Annotated in this window: 19 protein-coding genes; 7 read left to right on the top strand and 12 right to left on the bottom strand. The window is 37.9% G+C overall.

Annotated elements, in window-relative coordinates; genetic code table 11:
* Nucleotides 1-141: 141 nt before the first annotated feature.
* Nucleotides 142-657, bottom strand: coding sequence for a YwhD family protein (locus AC3WSO_RS03570; protein ID WP_492528781.1), 516 nt, complete (start codon nucleotides 655-657; stop codon nucleotides 142-144).
* A 170-nt stretch (nucleotides 658-827) separates the two neighbouring features.
* Here AC3WSO_RS03570 and thmT point away from each other — a divergent pair, with 170 nt between their 5' ends.
* Nucleotides 828-1,013, top strand: coding sequence for a 2-hydroxymuconate tautomerase (thmT, locus tag AC3WSO_RS03565; RefSeq protein WP_132360268.1), 186 nt, complete (start codon nucleotides 828-830; stop codon nucleotides 1,011-1,013).
* A gap of 166 nt (nucleotides 1,014-1,179) precedes the next feature.
* Nucleotides 1,180-1,848: a class A sortase gene (locus tag AC3WSO_RS03560; RefSeq protein ID WP_492528779.1), complete on the top strand. Its 669-nt coding sequence runs from the start codon at nucleotides 1,180-1,182 to the stop codon at nucleotides 1,846-1,848.
* Nucleotides 1,849-1,899: 51 nt separating this feature from the next.
* Here AC3WSO_RS03560 and AC3WSO_RS03555 read toward each other — a convergent pair whose 3' ends face one another.
* The 3 genes from AC3WSO_RS03555 to AC3WSO_RS03545 all read right to left on the bottom strand — a co-directional run bounded on the left by AC3WSO_RS03555 (nucleotide 1,900) and on the right by AC3WSO_RS03545 (nucleotide 9,432).
* On the bottom strand, nucleotides 1,900-7,080 hold the full coding sequence (locus AC3WSO_RS03555) for a collagen binding domain-containing protein (RefSeq protein WP_492528777.1): 5,181 nt from the start codon (nucleotides 7,078-7,080) through the stop codon (nucleotides 1,900-1,902).
* A 500-nt stretch (nucleotides 7,081-7,580) separates the two neighbouring features.
* A complete protein-coding gene (locus AC3WSO_RS03550; protein ID WP_492528775.1) occupies nucleotides 7,581-8,954 on the bottom strand; it encodes an HD domain-containing protein in 1,374 nt (457 codons plus the stop codon).
* 253 nt (nucleotides 8,955-9,207) lie between these two features.
* On the bottom strand, nucleotides 9,208-9,432 hold the full coding sequence (locus AC3WSO_RS03545) for a YuzB family protein (protein WP_049667962.1): 225 nt from the start codon (nucleotides 9,430-9,432) through the stop codon (nucleotides 9,208-9,210).
* Nucleotides 9,433-9,970: 538 nt separating this feature from the next.
* Here AC3WSO_RS03545 and AC3WSO_RS03540 point away from each other — a divergent pair.
* The gene (locus AC3WSO_RS03540) at nucleotides 9,971-10,618 is read left to right on the top strand and encodes an RsfA family transcriptional regulator (RefSeq protein WP_492528773.1); all 648 of its coding nucleotides are present in this window, start codon (nucleotides 9,971-9,973) and stop codon (nucleotides 10,616-10,618) included.
* Nucleotides 10,619-10,677: 59 nt separating this feature from the next.
* On the opposite strand, the gene lipL is transcribed toward AC3WSO_RS03540, so the two are convergent.
* Nucleotides 10,678-11,511 (bottom strand): octanoyl-[GcvH]:protein N-octanoyltransferase, encoded by an 834-nt coding sequence (lipL, locus tag AC3WSO_RS03535; protein WP_492528771.1) that lies wholly within the window; start codon nucleotides 11,509-11,511, stop codon nucleotides 10,678-10,680.
* Between the two features lie 157 nt (nucleotides 11,512-11,668).
* Here lipL and hemQ point away from each other — a divergent pair, with 157 nt between their 5' ends.
* Nucleotides 11,669-12,418: a hydrogen peroxide-dependent heme synthase gene (gene hemQ, locus AC3WSO_RS03530; RefSeq protein WP_197139591.1), complete on the top strand. Its 750-nt coding sequence runs from the start codon at nucleotides 11,669-11,671 to the stop codon at nucleotides 12,416-12,418.
* 42 nt (nucleotides 12,419-12,460) lie between these two features.
* On the opposite strand, the gene AC3WSO_RS03525 is transcribed toward hemQ, so the two are convergent.
* Entirely contained in the window at nucleotides 12,461-12,643 is a 183-nt protein-coding gene (locus AC3WSO_RS03525) for a hypothetical protein (protein WP_492528769.1), read from the bottom strand.
* 1,001 nt (nucleotides 12,644-13,644) lie between these two features.
* Here AC3WSO_RS03525 and AC3WSO_RS03520 point away from each other — a divergent pair.
* Both AC3WSO_RS03520 and gerQ read left to right on the top strand, forming a co-directional pair.
* Nucleotides 13,645-14,070, top strand: coding sequence for a cell wall hydrolase (locus AC3WSO_RS03520; protein ID WP_430982148.1), 426 nt, complete (start codon nucleotides 13,645-13,647; stop codon nucleotides 14,068-14,070).
* Nucleotides 14,071-14,091: 21 nt separating this feature from the next.
* Complete coding sequence (gene gerQ / locus AC3WSO_RS03515) at nucleotides 14,092-14,433, top strand: spore coat protein GerQ (RefSeq protein ID WP_349660687.1); 342 nt, start codon at nucleotides 14,092-14,094, stop codon at nucleotides 14,431-14,433.
* A gap of 271 nt (nucleotides 14,434-14,704) precedes the next feature.
* Here gerQ and AC3WSO_RS03510 read toward each other — a convergent pair whose 3' ends face one another.
* From AC3WSO_RS03510 to AC3WSO_RS03490, 5 genes are all read right to left on the bottom strand, one after another.
* The gene (locus tag AC3WSO_RS03510; protein ID WP_492528766.1) at nucleotides 14,705-15,883 is read right to left on the bottom strand and encodes a M20 family metallopeptidase; all 1,179 of its coding nucleotides are present in this window, start codon (nucleotides 15,881-15,883) and stop codon (nucleotides 14,705-14,707) included.
* Between the two features lie 217 nt (nucleotides 15,884-16,100).
* The gene (locus AC3WSO_RS03505; protein WP_349660689.1) at nucleotides 16,101-16,481 is read right to left on the bottom strand and encodes a DUF423 domain-containing protein; all 381 of its coding nucleotides are present in this window, start codon (nucleotides 16,479-16,481) and stop codon (nucleotides 16,101-16,103) included.
* Nucleotides 16,482-16,688: 207 nt separating this feature from the next.
* A complete protein-coding gene (locus AC3WSO_RS03500) occupies nucleotides 16,689-16,955 on the bottom strand; it encodes a YwdI family protein (protein WP_492528764.1) in 267 nt (88 codons plus the stop codon).
* Nucleotides 16,952-17,131, bottom strand: coding sequence for a uracil-DNA glycosylase (locus tag AC3WSO_RS03495; RefSeq protein ID WP_492528762.1), 180 nt, complete (start codon nucleotides 17,129-17,131; stop codon nucleotides 16,952-16,954). The genes AC3WSO_RS03500 and AC3WSO_RS03495 overlap by 4 nt, the downstream gene beginning before the upstream one ends.
* A gap of 145 nt (nucleotides 17,132-17,276) precedes the next feature.
* Nucleotides 17,277-17,954: a uracil-DNA glycosylase gene (locus tag AC3WSO_RS03490; RefSeq protein ID WP_492528760.1), complete on the bottom strand. Its 678-nt coding sequence runs from the start codon at nucleotides 17,952-17,954 to the stop codon at nucleotides 17,277-17,279.
* Between the two features lie 341 nt (nucleotides 17,955-18,295).
* On the opposite strand from AC3WSO_RS03490, the gene thiD reads away from it, so the two are divergent.
* A complete protein-coding gene (thiD, locus tag AC3WSO_RS03485; protein WP_492528758.1) occupies nucleotides 18,296-19,126 on the top strand; it encodes a bifunctional hydroxymethylpyrimidine kinase/phosphomethylpyrimidine kinase in 831 nt (276 codons plus the stop codon).
* 68 nt (nucleotides 19,127-19,194) lie between these two features.
* Here the strand turns inward: thiD and AC3WSO_RS03480 are convergent, their stop codons facing one another.
* A complete protein-coding gene (locus tag AC3WSO_RS03480; protein WP_492534235.1) occupies nucleotides 19,195-19,674 on the bottom strand; it encodes an acyl-CoA thioesterase in 480 nt (159 codons plus the stop codon).
* Nucleotides 19,675-19,718: the final 44 nt, after the last annotated feature.

Here is a 19,718-nt window from a genome sequence, read left to right as displayed (position 1 = left end):
CTCATCACATTCGCAGAACCAAGTGTCCTAGCTTACTAAAATGTAAGTTCTTTATCAAGTTTACTTGGTTTCAAACCCACTTTCAACCTTATATGAAAGCGATTATGAAATGTCACAGATTGTTCAATCATTGTAGGTCTATTAAACAAATAAACCTTGACGCAATTGCTCCTCACTACGAGCCCATAAGTCCGGATTTAGCTCATCTAGGAAAGAAGCTAACACCTTTTTAGACGGCGCATCCATATGCTCTACAATAATTTGACGCTTCATAGATTTATCCATTTTATTCACATGATCAGCTAAAATTTTGTAGCCACGACGCTTTTCACGATTAACTACCATTTCACATGCAGTAACACCCGCATAGTAAGGTCCATCCACTTTATGGTCGATTGTCACCCATACTAGCCAATACGCTTTCCCACCTTCTGAATCAGCGCGATCTGTCGTAAATTTAATGCCTCGTTCCACATCACTGCGAGCATGCATAGCACCGATTTCAACTGATGCCGTTCCCTCTTCTATATCGATAATGACTGGCGATACGTTTTCAAGCGAAAGCGAACCGATACCAAATCCCTTATGTCCGTCTGTTGGATCATTTTTAATAATAGTAAAGCCCATTTTTTGTTTTGGTTTTTCTTCATTTACCATACTTTAACTACCTCCATTCTGCTATTATAAAATTAAAGCATTGTTATGCGCATTAGCATTGTAATGAACGCTACCAGCATTGCGCAAATGCCTACATATAAGTAAGAAGTTTATATAATACTTTCTTATAAACTAACTATACAACATTATTCAATAAAGGAGGCAATATTATGCCATACGTAACAGTGAAAATGCTTGAAGGTCGTACAGAAGAACAAAAACGTGCACTCGTAAAAGAAGTAACAGAAGCCGTTTCTCGTACAGTGAATGCGCCACCAGAAAATGTAACAGTCTTCATCGAAGAAATGTCTAAAAATCATTACGGTGTTGCAGGCGTACGCTTAAGCGATAAATAAAGATTAGAACGGGTAGAGCACATAAAGCTCTACCCATTTTTAACGTACGGTAGCCTTCTAGTGTTTGTAACGTTTAGAAGCTTGTTACAGGCTTTTTTCGGTTCTAGATACGGAATAGGACCGCTACTGCAACTCGTAATTTCAATACTAGGATGTGTTTTATGACATGAATAAATTTAAACTGCCACTACTCATTTGTATGCTTATCGTTGGCCTCTTACTTATTTTTATTAACCCCATACAACATGCAATTATCGCCCATTTGAGTAAACAATTAAATACAACGGATTACAGCGCTGATGAGATGGCCAAAAACAAAAATGCAGATGCCGATTTTGAATTTGAAGCCGTGCAATCCCTTTCCATAGCTGAAGTTTTAAAAGCTCAGACAACCGCCAGTAAAATGCCTATCATCGGTAGTATCGCAGTCCCTAGTGTGGATATGAAACTACCTATCGTTAAAGGAGTTGGTAACGCCGCTCTTGCCGTTGGAGCAGGCACGATGAAGCCTACTCAAAAACTTGGACAAGGAAACTACGCATTAGCAGGTCATTATTTTGAGAAAAAGGATATATTATTTGGCCCCTTATATAAAGCTAGCATAGGAGATACGATTTATTTAACGGATTTAACGAATATTTATGAGTACAAGATCACAACTAAGGAAATCATCGCTGCAACAGATGTTTATGTTATTGATGATATCCCTGATAAAACTCTTCTAACCCTCGTTACATGTGCTGATGAGGGTACGAAACGACTTGCCCTTCAAGCAGAATTTGTCGAGCAATATCCATTCGACAAAGCACCTGCAAAACTATCAGAAACCTTCTAGCATAAGAAAAACCCCAAGATTTTTACAATCTCGGGGTTCTATTATTGAAAATTATTTCACTTCTTTATTGCGGCGACGCAATAAGAATAATGCACATAGAACAAGCGCTACACCAATTAGTGTAAGAGCTGTTTGGTTTGCTCCATTTGTTTGTGGCAGTTTGCCTTGCGCGTTTAACTGCGCTTCCATTTCTTTTGCATCTTCTTTGATTTTATCAATATCCAAATATTTATCTACTTCAGCCTGTTCCTCTTTAGATAACTTGTCGTATTTATCAAGGAAATCCTTATATTCATCTAATGTATCTTTATCTGCTGTAGAAGGATTGTATGGCTTTAAATCTTTTCCTTGATCAATGACTTCTTGTACAGATGGTTTTCCAGGCTTCGTTGGATTTTTTGGATCTGTTTCGTTACCTGAACCACCTGGGTTTGTTGGATTAACTGGCTTCTCTGACTCTGGTTTGTTTGGATCAACCGGTCTCTCTGGATCTGGATTTGGTTTGTTTGGATCAACTGGTTTTTCCGGATCTGGATTTGGTTTGTTTGGATCAACCGGTTTTTCCGGATCTGGATTTGGTTTGTTTGGATCAACTGGTTTTTCCGGATCTGGATTTGGTTTGTTTGGATCAACTGGTTTTTCCGGATCTGGATTTGGTTTGTTTGGATCAACTGGTTTTTCTGGATCTGGATCAGGTGTCCAACCACCGTCTCCACCTGTTGCTTTAGGTTGCACTGTAGCAGCGCATGTATCTTTTACAGTAAATGAGCCAATTAAACTACTTCCCTCATATACATTGTACGTACCTTGTTTAATAGCTTCACTTGGTAATAGAACCGTTCCTGCAATACTAGTTGTGTGAACTTCATTGCCGTCTGCACCTTTAACAATATTACCTTTTGCATCTTTTATTGTTACCTTTGCATTCGCATTAAGCGTTCCAAGTATAGTTAGTACTGTTAATGTAAATGAAGGACAAGCAGGTGCTGCTGATACTTCTGCTTCACATTTAACTAAATATTTAACTGTTATTTGACCAATAAATAGATCGCCTTGATATACACTATATTTACCTGAAGGAATGTCTTTAGATTGAATCGTAATTTGACCTAATTCATTTGTCGTTTTGCCTGTAGCAATAATTGCTCCTGTTGCTTCATCTTTGATTGTGATATTGCTAACATTAGGGCGTGGATTGCCATTTTCATCCTTCACCGTTAATGTGAATAGCTCACATTTCGGCGCTGGTTGAACCGTTTTTTTACAGTCGATATTTGTTTCGAAAGTACCAATTTTTTCACCATTTACTTCAACTGTGTAAACACCTGGTTCTAAATCAGTCAATTCAATAACACCTGTCGTAGTTGTTGTGCTAATAATTTCATTTTTGTTAGCATCTTTAACTACGATTGTTGAAGTATCGTCCGTAATATTATTACCATCAACATCTTTAACAGTTAATTTAAATTCCTCGCATTTTGGTGCCTGTTTAACAATAAATTCATGCCCGCAGTCTTCTGTATACGTTAAAGTTACTGTCCCCAAGAATTGGTTACCTTCGTATACAGTATATTCACCTGGCTTCACGCCATTATCAGCATTAGTTTTGTTTGATTCAAAAATAAACTTACCTGATGCGTCAGTTGATGCCTTTACTGCTGTAGTACCTGATTTTAATGTTAACTCTTTAATATTTGTACGGATGTTTCCGTCTGTATCTTTAACTACGATTGTGAAGTTTTCGCACTTAGGTGCTGGTTGAATACTCGCGTTACAGTTTTCACTGTACTCTACAGTAATCGTTTTTAACGTCTCACCACTATAAATAACATCATACTGACCTGCTTTAACTTTGTCTGGAGTAAAAGTAACTTTACCGTTTTCAACAATATGATTTTCTGATAATCCCGTCGCTTTACTTACTAATGTTACTGTTCCATCCACTAATTTGCCGTCAATATCGTATACTGTTAATTCAAACAGTGAACATTTCAATGGGCTTTCTGGTATGTTGGCGATTTCAACAATTTGTTTACCCTCAAAAGGACCTGATGTCGCTTTTTTATCTCGATTTAATGTAAAGATTACATCCGGATTTTCAAAACCATCAACTTTTGTTTCTTTTAATGTATATTTACCCTCAGCTAATTTTAATCCGAAGTCTAATACACCGTTTTCATCTGTTTTAGCGCTAATTAATGGTTTATTTACTGTGTATTGACTGTATAAAGTAAACTCAACATCTTTGATTACTTCGCCTGTTGCAGCATTCGTTTTTAAAATGACAAATGGTACTTTAACTGTTGATGCTTGGTTACCATACTTAAAATCAGCAATTGACCAGCTATCTTTTCCACTTATTTGACTGCCACCTTGATAGCTCACTTCTACTTCATTTTCAGCTTCAGAGCCTGATTCACCTGTAAATGCTGTTTCGTATTCTATATAGTATGCTGCAGCCACATTACCTAAATTAAGAGTGAATGTACCATTTTTCATATCTACATTTAATGTATACTCACTTGGATCTACAAGTGTCTTATTTTCAGTTGGATTACTTGGAGTTGTTCCAGACAATGCAACTTTATATACTTTAAATGTATCTTCTAAAATCAATTGTTCTGGGTTACCTTCAGCATCTTTACCTACTGTGTCGGTAATGACTACATTGTCTAATTTGGATTGTGCGTAGTTAAATTCAAAATTCCACTTAGCTACTGCAGAACCACGCTCAGCTTGATGACCCATTTTGTTTAAAATTTTGTCTGTATGATTTACATTAACTGTTTTTGACCACGATGCATTCTCACCTTCATCGCTTGTTAATGTAGCTGTATTTGTAATACTTACAGGGTTACCATGAGGGAAAATGCCATCTGCATCTACTGATTCATACGTCACTTTATAAGGACGATCAATATTCCCTAACACAAGCTTAATTTCGTTCGCTTTACCTGAAGAGTTTTTAATTTCTAATGGTTCTCCCGTCGGCTCGAAATCACCACTTGCATTTAGTCCACCTTTTTGCACTACAATATTTCGAACTATTTGTGTATCTGGTAATTTATCCTCAAATACAGCATTTTTTAAAGTATTGTAGTTAAAGTTAAATTCAACATCCCAGTAGAAGGTTTTTGTTTCGTAATTATAATGACCTTCTTTTTTACCATTTGTTTTTTGTTCAGTTCGAATCTCTTGTTTAGCTGAAGCAGATGAATCTGGTAATTTATCATTTGTCATTGTTACTTTATTATGATATTCAATTGTATTTATTCCAACATGTCGAATATCGTATTCTGTATCATACGTAATTTCGATAGGTTCATTTATTTCTTTGTTTAAAGTAATTGTAAACCCAGTTTTATTATCCTCATTATTGCTTAACTTATAATCTTCTTTATTAACTAATTTATTACCTACTTTTACTTCTAAAGTATTTTCTATTAATTTTAGATTTTTATCTGTAAAAGTATCAACAAACTTCGTGCCAGCAGCTAAATTATAACCAGCTTGGTTTGCCTCAATTTTCCATGACATCGTTTTATTTTGATAGTCAATACCATTTGCTGATTTGTTTAGTAATAAATATTCTTTAGAATAATAAGAAATGTCTTCTACCGTTTTTGACATATCTGGGCGTTTTACTTCATTTTTCACCATGAAACTATCTGTTGGATACACACCATCTATTGGCTTTGTTGCATATTTGATAACATACGGTTTTGTTACAGGAGCATTAAATATTAATTTAAAGCTGTTTTCATCTTCCTTCTTAACATCGTAAGAAATATCGGCTTTAGTCTTACCATCTGCCTCAAATATTTTTACCTCTCCAACTAATTCTTGAGTATCGCTCCAGATATCCGTTAGTACAGCTTTTTCCTGAGATATATTGCGGTTATTGAAGTTGTAATTAATTGTCCAATATGTTGCTAAATCAGTAGCAGTAGGACCTGTATGCGTTTTTGCTAATGGATCACCAAAATTCACGTTTACTGGTGAAGTAGTGGATTCCCCATTATAAGTTGCCTCATTTTTAAAGATAGCACTTTTAACGTTACCTGGGTCACCAATTTCTGTTTGATACGTAATGAGGTAAGCAGTATGCTTTTCATTCGGCAATTCAATTGTCATTTTGTTGTTATCGAAGGTTGGAGTCACATTGACAGGGTCTATAGAGACTGTTGTTTGGCCATTAGGTGATACATTTACCTTTGTAATTTTTACAGAATCTTGTTTAAATGTATGCGCTCCTTCTAGTGTATCAACAAAATTTGTAGTGCCTGATGCTTCATTAACTCGTAAATCTGTATTAACCTCTACTTTCCAGTCAATAAACTTACTGTTTTGTGCATGATTATCAGCTACACCTGATTTGGACACAGGTTTACCGTTATTCGTTTTAGGTTGGAAATTCAACTTGATGTTTTCAGTGCCAGGTAAATTAATTGTTTCTTCCCATTCCGTATTACTGCTTGCAAAGTTTGCTTGTACGCTAAAGTACGCACCTTGCTCAAGGGCTACACCCGTCCCGAAATCATCTCTTAACTCATCGTTAAATGTAATGACGATCTCATTTCCAGTTTTTGAAATTGTACCTACCTCACCATAAGCCGTTCCATTCGGGAATGTGATATTTTCAAAAATAGCTGGTAAAGTGTACGTTAATGTTGTGCCTGGACCATAGTTATGTCCCGCCGCTAGTTCTAAATGAAATTTAAACTCTGCAGATTGTCCGTTAGTAACATTAATACTTTCATTTGAACTTACCTTTTCTTTATCCACAGTAAACTCAACATTTTTAATTACATCAACAGACATAATTGGATCATACGATGGTGGTGTAGTTTCATCATCCTTATCTTCTTTTGGATTTTCTCCTTCATCACTAACATCACCTTTTTCAGATTCAGTTTGTGTTTCAGGCAGTTCACCCACACCATTAGAACCAGTATTAGGACCATCACCTTTTTCAGGTTCAGTTGAGGTTTCAGGTAGTTCAACTACTTCCGTGGTACTAGTAATAGAAGCATTACCTTTTTCAGGTTCAGTTAAGGTTTCAGGTGATTCACCTACACCCGTGTTCTCACTACTACCCGCTTCTACAGATTCAACTGAATGTGCTAAAGATTGTGCACCCCCTTCAGCAAACACCGAAATCGGTGATAGGACTGTTTGGAATACGAGTAGCATTAAGATTACTGCAATGTTTAGTTTTTTTAATTTTTGCATGTTTCTCTCCTTTTCTAAGTTCAGAGAGTTACCTGTTGGTGTTTGCTGACGACGTTGCATCTTTTCGTCATATTGAAATGTATGCCGCAAACAATAGGTTGGTCCCTCTTTCCTTCTATTCAATGGTCGTCTATATGAATATACTCGAATAAGTACTCACGAATAGGCACTTACGACGACTTATGTATGTGCGATGTACAAACAGAATATATCCATAGTACTTTTGTGATACCTTCAACAATAGGCATCACCCTTATTAGGGTTTTCGACTCATTATAAACGATTATACTAAACAAATTCTAAACAATCTCGGACTTTCTATTTATAAGATTCTAAAAATTTCTATATAGTTTCCACTTTTTTCATCTTTATACAACGACAAAAAAACAGTGAAAATAACTCAATTAGAGTACTTTCACTGTTTTTCACTATAGGTATGTTGGAATACTATTAATTCCATTTATTTTTTATACATATTTTTATACATAAAAATTTTTTTACTAATTTTTCCCCTTACCTTGTAGCAAGGCTAATATTTGTTTCTTCACAGCAGGATGGGTACTATTGTCCTCTAGGAAATCTAGTGGGAAATATACTTTATGATCTCGCTTCATGCGACCAGAAATAGAATCAACAATAATAGATTCTCGTGATAGCTCCCGTAGCTCTCCATTTTTCATTTCTAAAAAAATAGGAACACGGACTTCCTCTTCTCCTGGTCGATAAAAGTCATACGGTAAATCTGCCGTTGTATCGTGGACAAGATAATAATCTGGATTTAAATCAGCTTGCTTGAAGAGCTCTTGTAGTTTTTGATATTTATCTAGCTCTACACCTGGATCTAAATCGATGTACTGAAATAGCTTTCGGTTAACAAAGCGGCGGCTTAAGTCACTTAAAATAGCATCTTCTTCTTGCATCCAAAGTTGAAAATATGTAAAAAGAATACTCTCATCTAATGCAAGATAGTCATCTAGCGTAATGGAGTTGCGGAAAAATGCTAAAAAGTGTGTAGGTTCGTGCTTAAATTTATAGCTAGCTAAGCTTAGTTGCTTAGCTCGTTTTAAAATATTATTTAATACAACCTCTGCACTACGAGATACTGGATGGAAATAAATTTGTAAATACATTTGATAGCGGCTCATTATATAATCCTCTACCGCATGCATGCCCGTTGCCTTGATAACGACCTGATTTTTCCGTGGACGCATCACTCTTAAGATACGTTCCATATCAAAATGACCGTAGCTTACGCCTGTAAAATAAGCATCACGCTGTAGGTAATCCATACGATCCGCGTCGATTTGACTCGATATTAAACTAACAACCTGCTTATTCGGATATGTTTTTTCAATGACCTGAGATACTTTCTCCGGGAAGCCAGCCGATACTTTTTTTAATACGGCATTCACTTCTGTATCACCGAGCAAAATTTGTCTTGTATAAAATTCATGATCAAGCTCAAAAACATTTTCAAAGGCATGTGAAAATGGCCCATGCCCTAAATCGTGTAAAAGGGCTGCACAAAGCACAAGCAGGCGTTCATCCTCATCCCATTCCGGACGGCCCGCAAATATATCATCTACTATGCGGCGTACAATTTCGTAAACGCCAAGTGAGTGACTAAAGCGACTATGCTCTGCTCCGTGGAATACTAAAAATGTTGTACCGAGCTGGCGAATTCGACGTAGTCGCTGAAACTCTTTCGTACCAACTAGATCCCAAATCACTTGATCCCGTACATGCACATAGCGATGTACTGGATCCTTGAATACTTTTTCCTCTTGTAATTTAGCTTTTGCATAATGTGTCAATTGTACAGCACCCCCGTTTCCTATTTGTTCTATTATATGCGATAAATACAGGACTAGCATACATATTGCCTTTTAATTATAGAGACTATCAACCTAACTCACTGTATTCTCGTCTTATTTTAGGTTTCTATTGACCTAATTTTCAAGTGATGAAGCGAGGTGAACCTGAACCTTCCGTCGTTTTGACGGTTCTTTCCGCCGCTCTGACTCTTCCTTCTGTCACTGCATCGTTTCTATCCACCGACATTAAAAATCCAAACAAAAAACAAAAACTATCTCCAACTAGACTAGTGAAGATAGCTTTTTGTTTTACCTATTTCTTTAACTTTGCTAAAACCTTTTCCATTAGTTCTTCTTCTGTTAATGCAGCAACAGGACGACTATTTACAAAGGTAAATGTTTTTTTACGTCCTGGGCCACAATAGGAATGACAGCCAATTTCGATGGTTGCATCAGGATCGATTTCCTTTAATTTTGGAATTAACGTTTTTAAGTTAACGGCCTGACATTCATCGCAAACTTTAAATTCGTTTGCCATTTTGTCAACAACCCTTTCTATATATTATTTTTGTAACTTCTTTCAGCAGAGAGTCTTCCACCTCTATAGGTGGTGAGATGAATGCGGTTAAATCTCTTTTCAGCGGGTGTCCAAACATCTGCTGAAAGAAGTTAAAGCCTCCGGCGGGTGTCACGGCTAACTGACCTGCATCGGTAAAAACGCCACGCCCTGTGGCATTACCGAAATGACCGACACCGTGTCGGCCCTCTTGTTACTGACGCTACGTTAGCACTGCGCTTTCGCACAAAAAACATCTGCAGGCCTAAGCACAAAGCCGATTCCGGACGCAATTATGCCGAGGCATAATTGATTCAAATCAAAAATCCGTTTCTATTGAACGTATGACTTTCACATATTTAAGTATGTAGCATACGTACAAACCTACATCGGGTATTGTATCGCATTATTCCCCTTGTATTCAAGCAAAATTCCTTCCACATGGATGAATAAAAGGTTAAAAGATTGGTCATGCTAGTTGTAAATAAAAAGTTCCAAATAAAGGTGGGAGGATTTTAATATGAGTAAAGTTAGACAAGATGCTTGGTTAGAAGAAAACGATGAATTGTTAGCAGAGGCGGTCATTCGCCATGTAACGGAAGGTAGTACACAGTTAAATGCCTTTGAAGAAGCTGGTGATGCTTTGAATCGTACTGCTGCTGCATGTGGTTTTCGTTGGAATGCTGTTGTTCGTAAAGAATACGAGGAACAGTTATCAGAAGCAAAAAAAGAAAGAAAAGAAAGAATGCGAGTGTTAGGAGCTCCAGCAAGACGCCGTGCTTCTAGTATGTTTACAGTTAATAGTAGTGCTGCAGAGGGTAAATCAATTCCTTTATCTGCATTAAATCTTGATATTGTCATAGCCTATTTATTACGTTTACAGCACTCTGGTGAAATAGGTAATGAGTCTACAAAATGGAGACAACTAGTACACGTAACATCTGAGAAAAATAAAAAACTAGAGAAAACCATTACACAGCTAGAAGAAGAAAATAGAGCTATTCGAAAAGATTACGAGCAATTTGTACAAATTATGAACCGTGCTAGACGACTAGTTACACTAGATGAAGAGGACGAACGAATTGCACCTGTTTTCAAAATGGAGAAAAACGGAAACCTTGTTGTAAGTAGCCCTTATACACAAGAAAATGGCGATGCGCTTAATTAGCAGCATCGCTTTTTTTTGCAACCATCTCTCATTGACATCCGCTCGAGGCTATCGCTTCATCACTTCAGTTCAAGCATTTTCGTATTTCGTTCTAAAATACGTTGTAAATAAAACGCATATAGCGTTATTTCTTCATCATGAAAAGATTCAACTCGAATTTCTTCTGCCATATTGTTAAGAAGTTGCTGTAAACGAATAACAACAGCTTCGACTGTTAATGATACGTCCATTAGTTCAGATAATGACGCCATCACATCAGGGACAATATTAGGATACGTAAATTTCGTTTCCTCTCCTTTTAGACTTTCCTCATAAAAGTTACGAATGAGTGCTGCTCGATCTGAACCGCTTCCTTCAACACATAAATAAATTTGCACTGCTACACCTTGACGTAAACGTCTCTGAGAAATACCAGCAAATTTCTTTCCTTTAATACTTAAATCATAGGAACCTGGACAATAGGAGCCTACAATTTCATAGGCTTCAATTTGATCTGCTACTTCAGGGAACAAGCTTTTTACTAAAGCTACCATTACATCATAGCCATCATTAATACTTAGCGCTTCCGTTTGTTCAGATAATACAATTGAAATATTTAGTACACCTTCATCCAGCACCACTGCTAATCCGCCTGAATTGCGTACAATAGGTTGATAGCCTCGTGCTTTAAGCAAGTCCATGCCCTGCTGCACATATGGTAAACGGTGATCCTGAATACCAAGCACAACAGATGCATCATGTACCCATGTACGAATAGTTGGCGGAGAGGCTAATTGCCCAACTAGCTGACATAAAGTATCGTCTGTTGCAAAGGATTCAAGCGGCGACCTTTGCTTCGCGCTAATGGATTGATCGTAAAAACGCCAAATCGGCTGTTGTAAAATACTTTTCATGATTGGAGCTCCTCTATTTACATCTCTTCTCTTTAGAATACATTATCTATGGAAGGTGTCAAATTCGTGAAATGCAATCATGAACTTAGGGATTTTGTACAAACTATGATAAACTAAATTTCGAATGATATTCACTTATAAAGGAGTGTTTTTAATAATGAATGAAGCAGCTATTACTTTAGATGGTTGGTACGCTTTACATGATTTCCGCTCAATCGATTGGGCTTCATGGAAACTAGTTTCTGCTGAAGAACGCCAAGCAGCAGTAGAAGAATTCATTGCATATTTAGAAAAATTAAACGAAGCTGATATCGCTAAAACGGGTGCCCATGCATTTTACGCAATCGTTGGTCAAAAAGCTGACTTTATGATTATGACTTTACGTGAAACAATGGAAGAACTACAAGAGCTTGAAGCTGAATTCAATAAATTAGCGATTGCTGATTTTACAATTCCTACATATTCATATGTATCTGTTGTAGAGCTTTCTAACTATTTAGCAGGTGATTCAGACGAAGATCCTTACCAAAATCCACATGTGCGTGCTCGTCTATATCCTGAACTTCCACGCGCTAAGCATGTATGCTTCTATCCAATGGATAAGCGTCGTCAAGGTAATGACAACTGGTACATGCTTTCAATGGATGAACGCAAATCGCTAATGCGTTCTCACGGTATGATTGGTCGTGGCTATGCTGGTAAAGTTAAACAAATTATTACTGGTTCTGTTGGCTTCGACGATCACGAATGGGGCGTAACTCTATTCGCAGATGACGTACTACAATTCAAAAAATTAGTATATGAAATGCGTTTTGATGAAGTTTCAGCTCGCTACGGTGAGTTTGGTGCATTCTTCGTTGGTAACCTTCTTGATCAAGAAAAACTTGTGAAATTCTTAACTGTTTAATTAAATATAAAAATGCGAGTCCACCAATCGGGCTCGCATTTTTTAATATTCGCTTTCTTCGCTGTTCTCTGATTCCAATATTAAAATAATTGTATGAATAAAAAAACCAGCTAGAATCATTAGGAAAACTAAATACCAATTATACGGTTGCTGATAGTACTCTGCTATCCCAACAGCGATGAATGCACTTATGATAATTGCTATAAACGTACCAAAAGTATGCATTATAACACTCCTTCATGAAAGCAAAAAAATAATTTTCAACTTTAGTATGTCACCGTTTATTTTTAATATACTTGCAAAACATCAGATTTCATCTACTCAATAAAAAAATAAGAAAGTGTCATCGTAATGGATGACACTTTCTTATTTTTTATGCCTACGCTGTGCTTCAAGACCTTTCATCTTTAACCTTCAAAATTAATATAATGGTATTGATGAAAAATCCGACTACGATTATTAGTATAAAGAGATACCAATGGAGTGGCTGTCCGTAAAAACTCCCCACTAAAAATGCCAGCACAGCACTCAACAAAATACCTACCCAAACACCAATCTCCATCCCCTGTCACCTCACATGTATTCAATACACATGCAATGTCCATCTCATGTTCCCTCATTATATTTTCTATTCTCTATTCCCCCATTTTTATAAGCGTAACACCAAAGTTAAAAAGTCTGCCATTTAATAGCTGGGAGATTCCCTGGGCGTTAGCAGATTTCTGGAACTAACATAGTAGAGAAATGAAGGATAAACATACACGAACTGTGCGATTCGCCCCCGTATCAAAAAAATTTTTCGCCTCTTACATACGACTCGTCATTATTAATATATGCTTAGCTATTTTTAATTGTGAATTACTTTCAATCAATTATGCCTCGGCATAATTGCGTCCGGAATCGGCTTTGTGCTTAGGCCTGCAGATGTTTTTTGTGAGAAAGCGTAGTGCTAACGCAGCGTCAGCAAAGGGTTTTGCACAGATAAATTGCCACAGGATGTGGAGCTCTTAGACTGAGTTCCTCTATTTCTTCAGGTATTTGGACACCCACTGAAAAAATAACTTAAAGCCTCATTCATCTCACCGCCTATAGAGGTGGGAAACTTCTGTACCTGTCGCTTCGCTTTAGGTACAAAAGTTTGCTTTCGGTCAAAAGACATCTGCTGAAAAAAGTTAAAATTGAACATGTCTACGATACCATCATGCATATACTGTCTGCGAGGAGGAGTGAATATCGCTGTTATCAAAACGAATGATGCACAAACAGCAATGCTAGCAAGGCTTATGCGTGCCGAGGCAGAAGGTGAAGGGAACTTAGGCATGCTGATGGTCGGCAATGTTGGCGTCAATCGTGTACGAGCAGATTGTTTAGATTTTACGGATGTTCGTACAATTGAACAAATGGTATATCAGCGTCCAGGGGGCTTTGAAGCGACACTAAAAGGCTACTTTTATCAGCGAGCACGTGATCAAGACCTTCGATTAGCAAGGAGAGTTATTCAAGGAGAAAGATTCCATCCAGCGACTCGTTCGCTATGGTTTTTCAGACCTGAGGGAGATTGTCCAGCACAATGGTATGGTCAGTGGAACACGGGAAGATTCAAAGCGCATTGCTTCTTCTCGCCAACCGAAGAAGATTGTCCTCAAATCTAAAAGAAAGAAGGTTGATAACTTATGATGCCTTATTATTGGACACCGACAACGCAACAACAACAAATGCCTCAAGTGCCTCCACAGGTACTTCCTGGAGCACGCCAACCTGGACGGGAGCAATCGTATATTGAAAATATTTTTCGTTTGAATCGTGGAAAACCCGGTACTTTCCATTTTTCCTTCGAGCATGCGATTGAGCCAGGGAAAAACACGAAAGTAGTGCGAGGCGTTGTAGAAGCTGCTGGTCGAGATCATGTTATTTTACGAGAACTCAAATCGAATCATCGTTTCCTATTCCCAATGATTTACTTTGATTTTGCTGAATATGATGAGGAAATGGCATACTTTGACCAAACTCCATAATTGAAATGAGCTATTCATAAGTTCGTATTTTCTAAATTCCACTCCTCAATAGCAAGGAGGACCGAGCAAAGGGGTGCTCCTTCGCTACTTCTTACTCATACTTCGTTGCAATACAGTTTCGTTGCGACTCCCAATTGGGTCTCACGTTTTTGATTGCCCGCTAGTGTTTTTCGTATAAAATGAGGAATCTATGTGGGCATTTACCATTAAATAAAAAAATCGGCATGGTAGGATACTTCCTAGCATGCCGATTTTTATTTAATGGAGCTAACTATTGATTTTCATGTAAAAATTGCAATGTTGCTTTTCCTAAAGTTTTGGCAGCAATCAACATTGCACGCTCATCAAAATCAAAGCGTGCATGATGATGAGGATATGCCACTTCCCATTCTGGCTTTTTAGCACCCGTGAAGAAAAATGTACCTGGTACATTCTCTAAGTAATACCCAAAATCCTCACCAATCATAAATGGTGAGCACGTTATAATATTTTCTACTCCTGGTATATCTACCGCAAGTTGTGCAACAAATTCTGTTTCTTTCACATGGTTGTAAACAGGTGGATAGCCCCTCGTATAACGATAATTATAGCTTGCACCAAAGGCTAAACAAGTGGCATTTAAAACGGCCTCAAGCTCTTGCTCCATTTGTTTGCGTACCGGCTCCTCAAAAGTTCGGACTGTTCCAGCTAACACTACTCGCTCTGCAATCACATTAAAAGGATTAATGGCCTCAAAATGACCAATTGTTAAGACGGCTGATTTTAATGGATCGATACGTCGAGATATAATCTGCTGTGCATTGACTACAAACTGTGACGCAAGAGTAACTGCATCAATAGAATGATGAGGTTCCGCACCGTGACCACCTTTACCTTGAATCGTAATTTCCACTTTATCCGCAGCAGCCATAATTGCACCATCTCTCACCAATATATCGCCCAATGGCGTTGGTGCCCATAAATGTGTACCAAAAATAACGTCTACTCCTTCTAGACAGCCATCTTCAATCATAGGTTTTGCTCCACCTGGCGCCATTTCTTCTGCATGCTGATGAATGAAAACTACATTGCCCGCAATATCATCTTTCATTATATGAAGCACTTTAGCAAGCACTAGTAATGTCGCAGTATGACCATCATGTCCACATGCATGCATTTTACCATCTACTTTCGACTTATAAGGAACGTCATTTTCCTCCTGAATGGCTAATGCATCAAAATCAGCGCGTAATGCCACTGTTTTACCTGGCTTCCTTCCACGTAAAGTTGCAACAACACCCCGTCCACCTACTTGCTCACGAACCTCATGTCCTAACGCTCGATGAAAAGCCGCTACATACGCTGGTGTTTCCACTTCCTCAAAGGATAATTCCGGATATTCATGTAGATGACGACGAATCGCTACCATTTCATCATAGTTATTATCTAGTAAAGTAAAAAGCTTCTCCATATCACAAAACCTCACTTTTTATTTATCGAACTTATTTGATAATTATAGTGTACTATAAATCCTTACAAAAACAATAGGAATTAAAACTACCATTCTATAGTAAATTATATTGTTGATCCGGAAGAAAAATTCTCTTGATTCATTACTAGTAGATATCAAAAAAAAAACAAAAACTCCCTCACACATGATGTGAAGGAGTAAGTTTGTAGTCTGATTTTTATCGAGCATGTTTAAGCGCAGCTACTATAATTAGAACCCAGCCAGTTAAAAATAGAACACCACCAATTGGTGTGATGGCGCCTAGAACTTTAACGCCGCTGATTGCCAGTACATATAAGCTTCCCGAAAAGAAGACAATCCCTAGGTTGAAAAAGATTCCCGCTAAATTTAACTGCTTGACCTCACCTAGTATTTTTGAGCTCATCAATAGTCCAATGATAAGGATAGCCGTAGCTTGGAACATCTGGTACTGCACAGCTGTTTCCCAAATCCCACGACTATAATCGTCTAGAACTTCTTTTAAAGCATGTGCACCGAATGCACCTAGTGCCACTGCTAAAAAGCCATGAAGTGCACCTGTCACGATAAATTTTTTCATATCATTTCCCTACCTTTAATCAATTTCGCCTTGGCGTAATTGTAGCTGTCGCTTTGCTTTCGCTACAGATAAATTGCCACAGGACGTGGCGTTCTTAGAATGAGTCTCTCTATTTCAGTAGGAGTTAGGACACCTACTGAACAGGAACCACATCCCCATTTCAGCAAGCCACCTTCAGAGGTGGGAGCCTTCGCTGAATGAAGATAATTAAAAGTCAAAAATTGAATCACCATTCGCTCCGTCTTCTTCGTCAATTTTTGCTGTATATAAACTTGGTTGCATCGGCTCTGACACTAGCATTTGTGGCAAATGTTTTGACTGCGCTTTAGAAATGCCGTCAGATGTGTCTAATACCACATCGCATAATGCTCGGATTGCTGTTAAGGCTTCACGAATTTGTTGTTCGTCTCCAGTATTTTTGACACCGGATAATTGTTTTTCAAGTTGTTGAATAACGGCTTGATAAGGAATCATTGCATTCCCCCACTTTCTGCTTTTGGCACAAATTTCAGACAGTCCGTGCCAGAGGATTGTTTAACGACAACGGATGGTATTTGCTTTGTTTTAAAGCCATACGCTACACAAGCCCGTGGAGTTTGCGGGTCCCATGTTACTTTAAAATATTGACATTTGAAACAATTCATTTTCATCGTTGTCCCCCACTTTCTTCTATTATTAAATGTAACACGAAACGATAAGCGCTTCAATTTCACTTTGGCGAGTCGCATCGCTTTCGCACAGAAAACATTTATAGCTATCGCTACAAAAGAATTTACTGAATGAAGATAAAGAACACTAAGCTAGAAACCAATCAATCGGTTGTTCTCCCCATTCCTCTAACTGTGCATTAATTTTCGAGTATGGTTTACTGCCAAAAAAACCTCGATAAGCACTTAGTGGGCTTGGATGAGGCGCTTCTAAAATAAAATGTTGCGTTGAGTACTGACGAATTAATTGTTTTTTTCGTTGTGCTGGTCTACCCCAAAGCACAAAAATAACGGGTTTATCTCTAGATGCTAATTTATCGATGACAGCATCCGTGAATTGCTCCCAGCCTTGTTCTTTATGGGAATTCGCCTCACCTTCTCGAACAGTTAATACAGTATTTAATAACATTACACCTTGTTGTGCCCATTTTGTTAATGTTCCGTCTGGAGGGATTGGACAGCCAAGATCATCCTGTAACTCTTTTAGCATATTTCGTAAGCTTGGAGGATGTGGGATTCCTGGCATGACCGAAAAGCTCAAGCCATGCGCTTGGTTTGGTCCATGATAAGGATCCTGACCTAAAATTACGACCTTCACATCTTGATAAGCTGTTGTATAAAATGCATTCATTATATCATTCATCGGTGGATAAATTGCTTGTGTTGAATACTCATGTTCTACAAATTGACAGAGCTTTGTAAAGTATGTTTTTTCTATCTCTTCTGCAAGTATCACTTGCCAATCATTCGGGAATGCTTGTTTCATCTTAATATAAGCCCCTTTCTCTTCTTTCAACGGTACAAAAAAATAATGTCGAATTCAAGCTTCAATTCAATTATACATTGCATCATTACGTCCAAAATCAACTTTTAGTTTAGACCTTCATAAGGACCGTATTGCTTCTTGCAGGTCAGTTATGGATGGATGCGATGATGTTAGGCTAACACCCTAAATGAACTCCTTCCTATATAAAGATAGGGGACTTCTACTGATAGAAGTTAAACTGACCTTATAAAAATAAATAATTCTGACCATTTTTATACACCCAGAATAAGACTATACTAGATGATAATTTTAAAATTTCATCTATAAAGGAGATCTTCCACATGGTTCTTAAAAAAACTTTAACGATTGCTGGTTCAGATACATCAGGTGGCGCAGGTATGCAAGCCGACCTTAAAACATTTCAAGAGCACGGTACATATGGCATGGTGGCATTAACGGTTGTCGTAACAATGGATCCAAACGGTTGGACTCATAACGTAACACCATTACCGACAGAACTTTTGCAAAAACAAATCGATACAGCTCTGTCAACAGGCATCGACGCAATAAAAACTGGTATGCTGTCAACGGAAGAGATTATTCGTATTGCAGGTGACGCTATTGCTAAATCTGGTACGACAAATGTTGTTATTGACCCTGTAATGGTATGTAAAGGAGAAGATGAAGTATTGAACCCTGGTAACACAGATGCAATGATTCAACATCTTTTACCATTAGCTGCAGTTATAACACCTAACCTGTTTGAGGCTGGACAATTAGCCGGGACTGGAACACCAAAAACAATCGAGGAAATGAAAACAACTGCTCGTAAAATCCACGAACTTGGTGCTAAAGCTATTGTCATTAAAGGTGGAAAAGCGCTAGCTGCTAAAAAAGCGACTGACTTATTTTTCGACGGTGAAAAATTCTACTTATTAGAATCTGAAAAAGTTGCTTCTACTTATAACCACGGGGCTGGCTGTACATTTGCTGCTTCTGTAACAGCAAACTTGGCAAACAGTCTTTCGGTAAAAGAGGCCGTAATTGAAGCAAAAGAATTTGTTTCAGCTGCAATCGCTCACGGTTGGGCATTAAATGACTATGTAGGACCAGTTATGCACGGTGCTAAATCTCATTTTGGCGCACCACAAGTAACGGTGACTGAAATTTAATGACGAAAGAGGCATCTGAATATCAGATGCCTCTTTTACATATAGTGGTTCCCCATCATTTCGAGCCGTTAATCCCATGGATTGTTCATCGAAATGAATTTGGCCAAAGCCTTACTTTCCTTTTTACGCTCTGCACGCGCTTTTGCTCGTACAGCTGCGGTTTCATGTAGCTTTGTCTCCTCTACTGTTTCCGGAATGACAGATGGAACTGGAGTTGGTTTATTATTTTCATCTAATGCAACAAAGGTTAATAATGCTGTAGCCGCTACCTTCCGTTCACCCGTTTTCAAATTCTCAGAAATAACCTTTACGAAAACCTCCATGGAAGATGTTCCTGTCCACGATACATATGATTCGAAATATACAGAATCAGTTTGGCTTATTGGATGCAAGAAGTCTACTGAATCCGTTGAGGCTGTTACACAATCTCTACGACTATGCTTCGCAGCAGAAATGGAAGCTACTTGATCGATATCACTCATTAATCGACCACCAAACAATGTATTATGATTGTTAATATCATTTGGAAAAACCCGACTTGTACGCATGACTCTTGATTCTTTACAATATTTAAAGTCTTTATTCACATCTA

This window comes from Lysinibacillus sp. EB106-09-02-XG168 (assembly GCF_058791475.1).
The sequence above is the reverse complement of the archived record's forward strand: the minus strand, read 5'-3'. Positions and strand labels throughout refer to the sequence as shown.

Coding starts and splice junctions, on each gene's coding strand:
- AC3WSO_RS03570 (WP_492528781.1), bottom strand. CDS start 657: ATGGTAAATGAAGAAAAACCAAAACAAAAAATGGGCTTTACTATTATT.
- thmT (WP_132360268.1), top strand. CDS start 828: ATGCCATACGTAACAGTGAAAATGCTTGAAGGTCGTACAGAAGAACAA.
- AC3WSO_RS03560 (WP_492528779.1), top strand. CDS start 1,180: ATGAATAAATTTAAACTGCCACTACTCATTTGTATGCTTATCGTTGGC.
- AC3WSO_RS03555 (WP_492528777.1), bottom strand. CDS start 7,080: ATGCAAAAATTAAAAAAACTAAACATTGCAGTAATCTTAATGCTACTC.
- AC3WSO_RS03550 (WP_492528775.1), bottom strand. CDS start 8,954: ATGCTAGTCCTGTATTTATCGCATATAATAGAACAAATAGGAAACGGG.
- AC3WSO_RS03545 (WP_049667962.1), bottom strand. CDS start 9,432: ATGGCAAACGAATTTAAAGTTTGCGATGAATGTCAGGCCGTTAACTTA.
- AC3WSO_RS03540 (WP_492528773.1), top strand. CDS start 9,971: ATGAGTAAAGTTAGACAAGATGCTTGGTTAGAAGAAAACGATGAATTG.
- lipL (WP_492528771.1), bottom strand. CDS start 11,511: ATGAAAAGTATTTTACAACAGCCGATTTGGCGTTTTTACGATCAATCC.
- hemQ (WP_197139591.1), top strand. CDS start 11,669: ATGAATGAAGCAGCTATTACTTTAGATGGTTGGTACGCTTTACATGAT.
- AC3WSO_RS03525 (WP_492528769.1), bottom strand. CDS start 12,643: ATGCATACTTTTGGTACGTTTATAGCAATTATCATAAGTGCATTCATC.
- gerQ (WP_349660687.1), top strand. CDS start 14,092: ATGATGCCTTATTATTGGACACCGACAACGCAACAACAACAAATGCCT.
- AC3WSO_RS03510 (WP_492528766.1), bottom strand. CDS start 15,883: ATGGAGAAGCTTTTTACTTTACTAGATAATAACTATGATGAAATGGTA.
- AC3WSO_RS03505 (WP_349660689.1), bottom strand. CDS start 16,481: ATGAAAAAATTTATCGTGACAGGTGCACTTCATGGCTTTTTAGCAGTG.
- AC3WSO_RS03500 (WP_492528764.1), bottom strand. CDS start 16,955: ATGATTCCTTATCAAGCCGTTATTCAACAACTTGAAAAACAATTATCC.
- AC3WSO_RS03495 (WP_492528762.1), bottom strand. CDS start 17,131: ATGAAAATGAATTGTTTCAAATGTCAATATTTTAAAGTAACATGGGAC.
- AC3WSO_RS03490 (WP_492528760.1), bottom strand. CDS start 17,954: ATGAAACAAGCATTCCCGAATGATTGGCAAGTGATACTTGCAGAAGAG.
- thiD (WP_492528758.1), top strand. CDS start 18,296: ATGGTTCTTAAAAAAACTTTAACGATTGCTGGTTCAGATACATCAGGT.
- AC3WSO_RS03480 (WP_492534235.1), bottom strand. CDS start 19,674: ATGCGTACAAGTCGGGTTTTTCCAAATGATATTAACAATCATAATACA.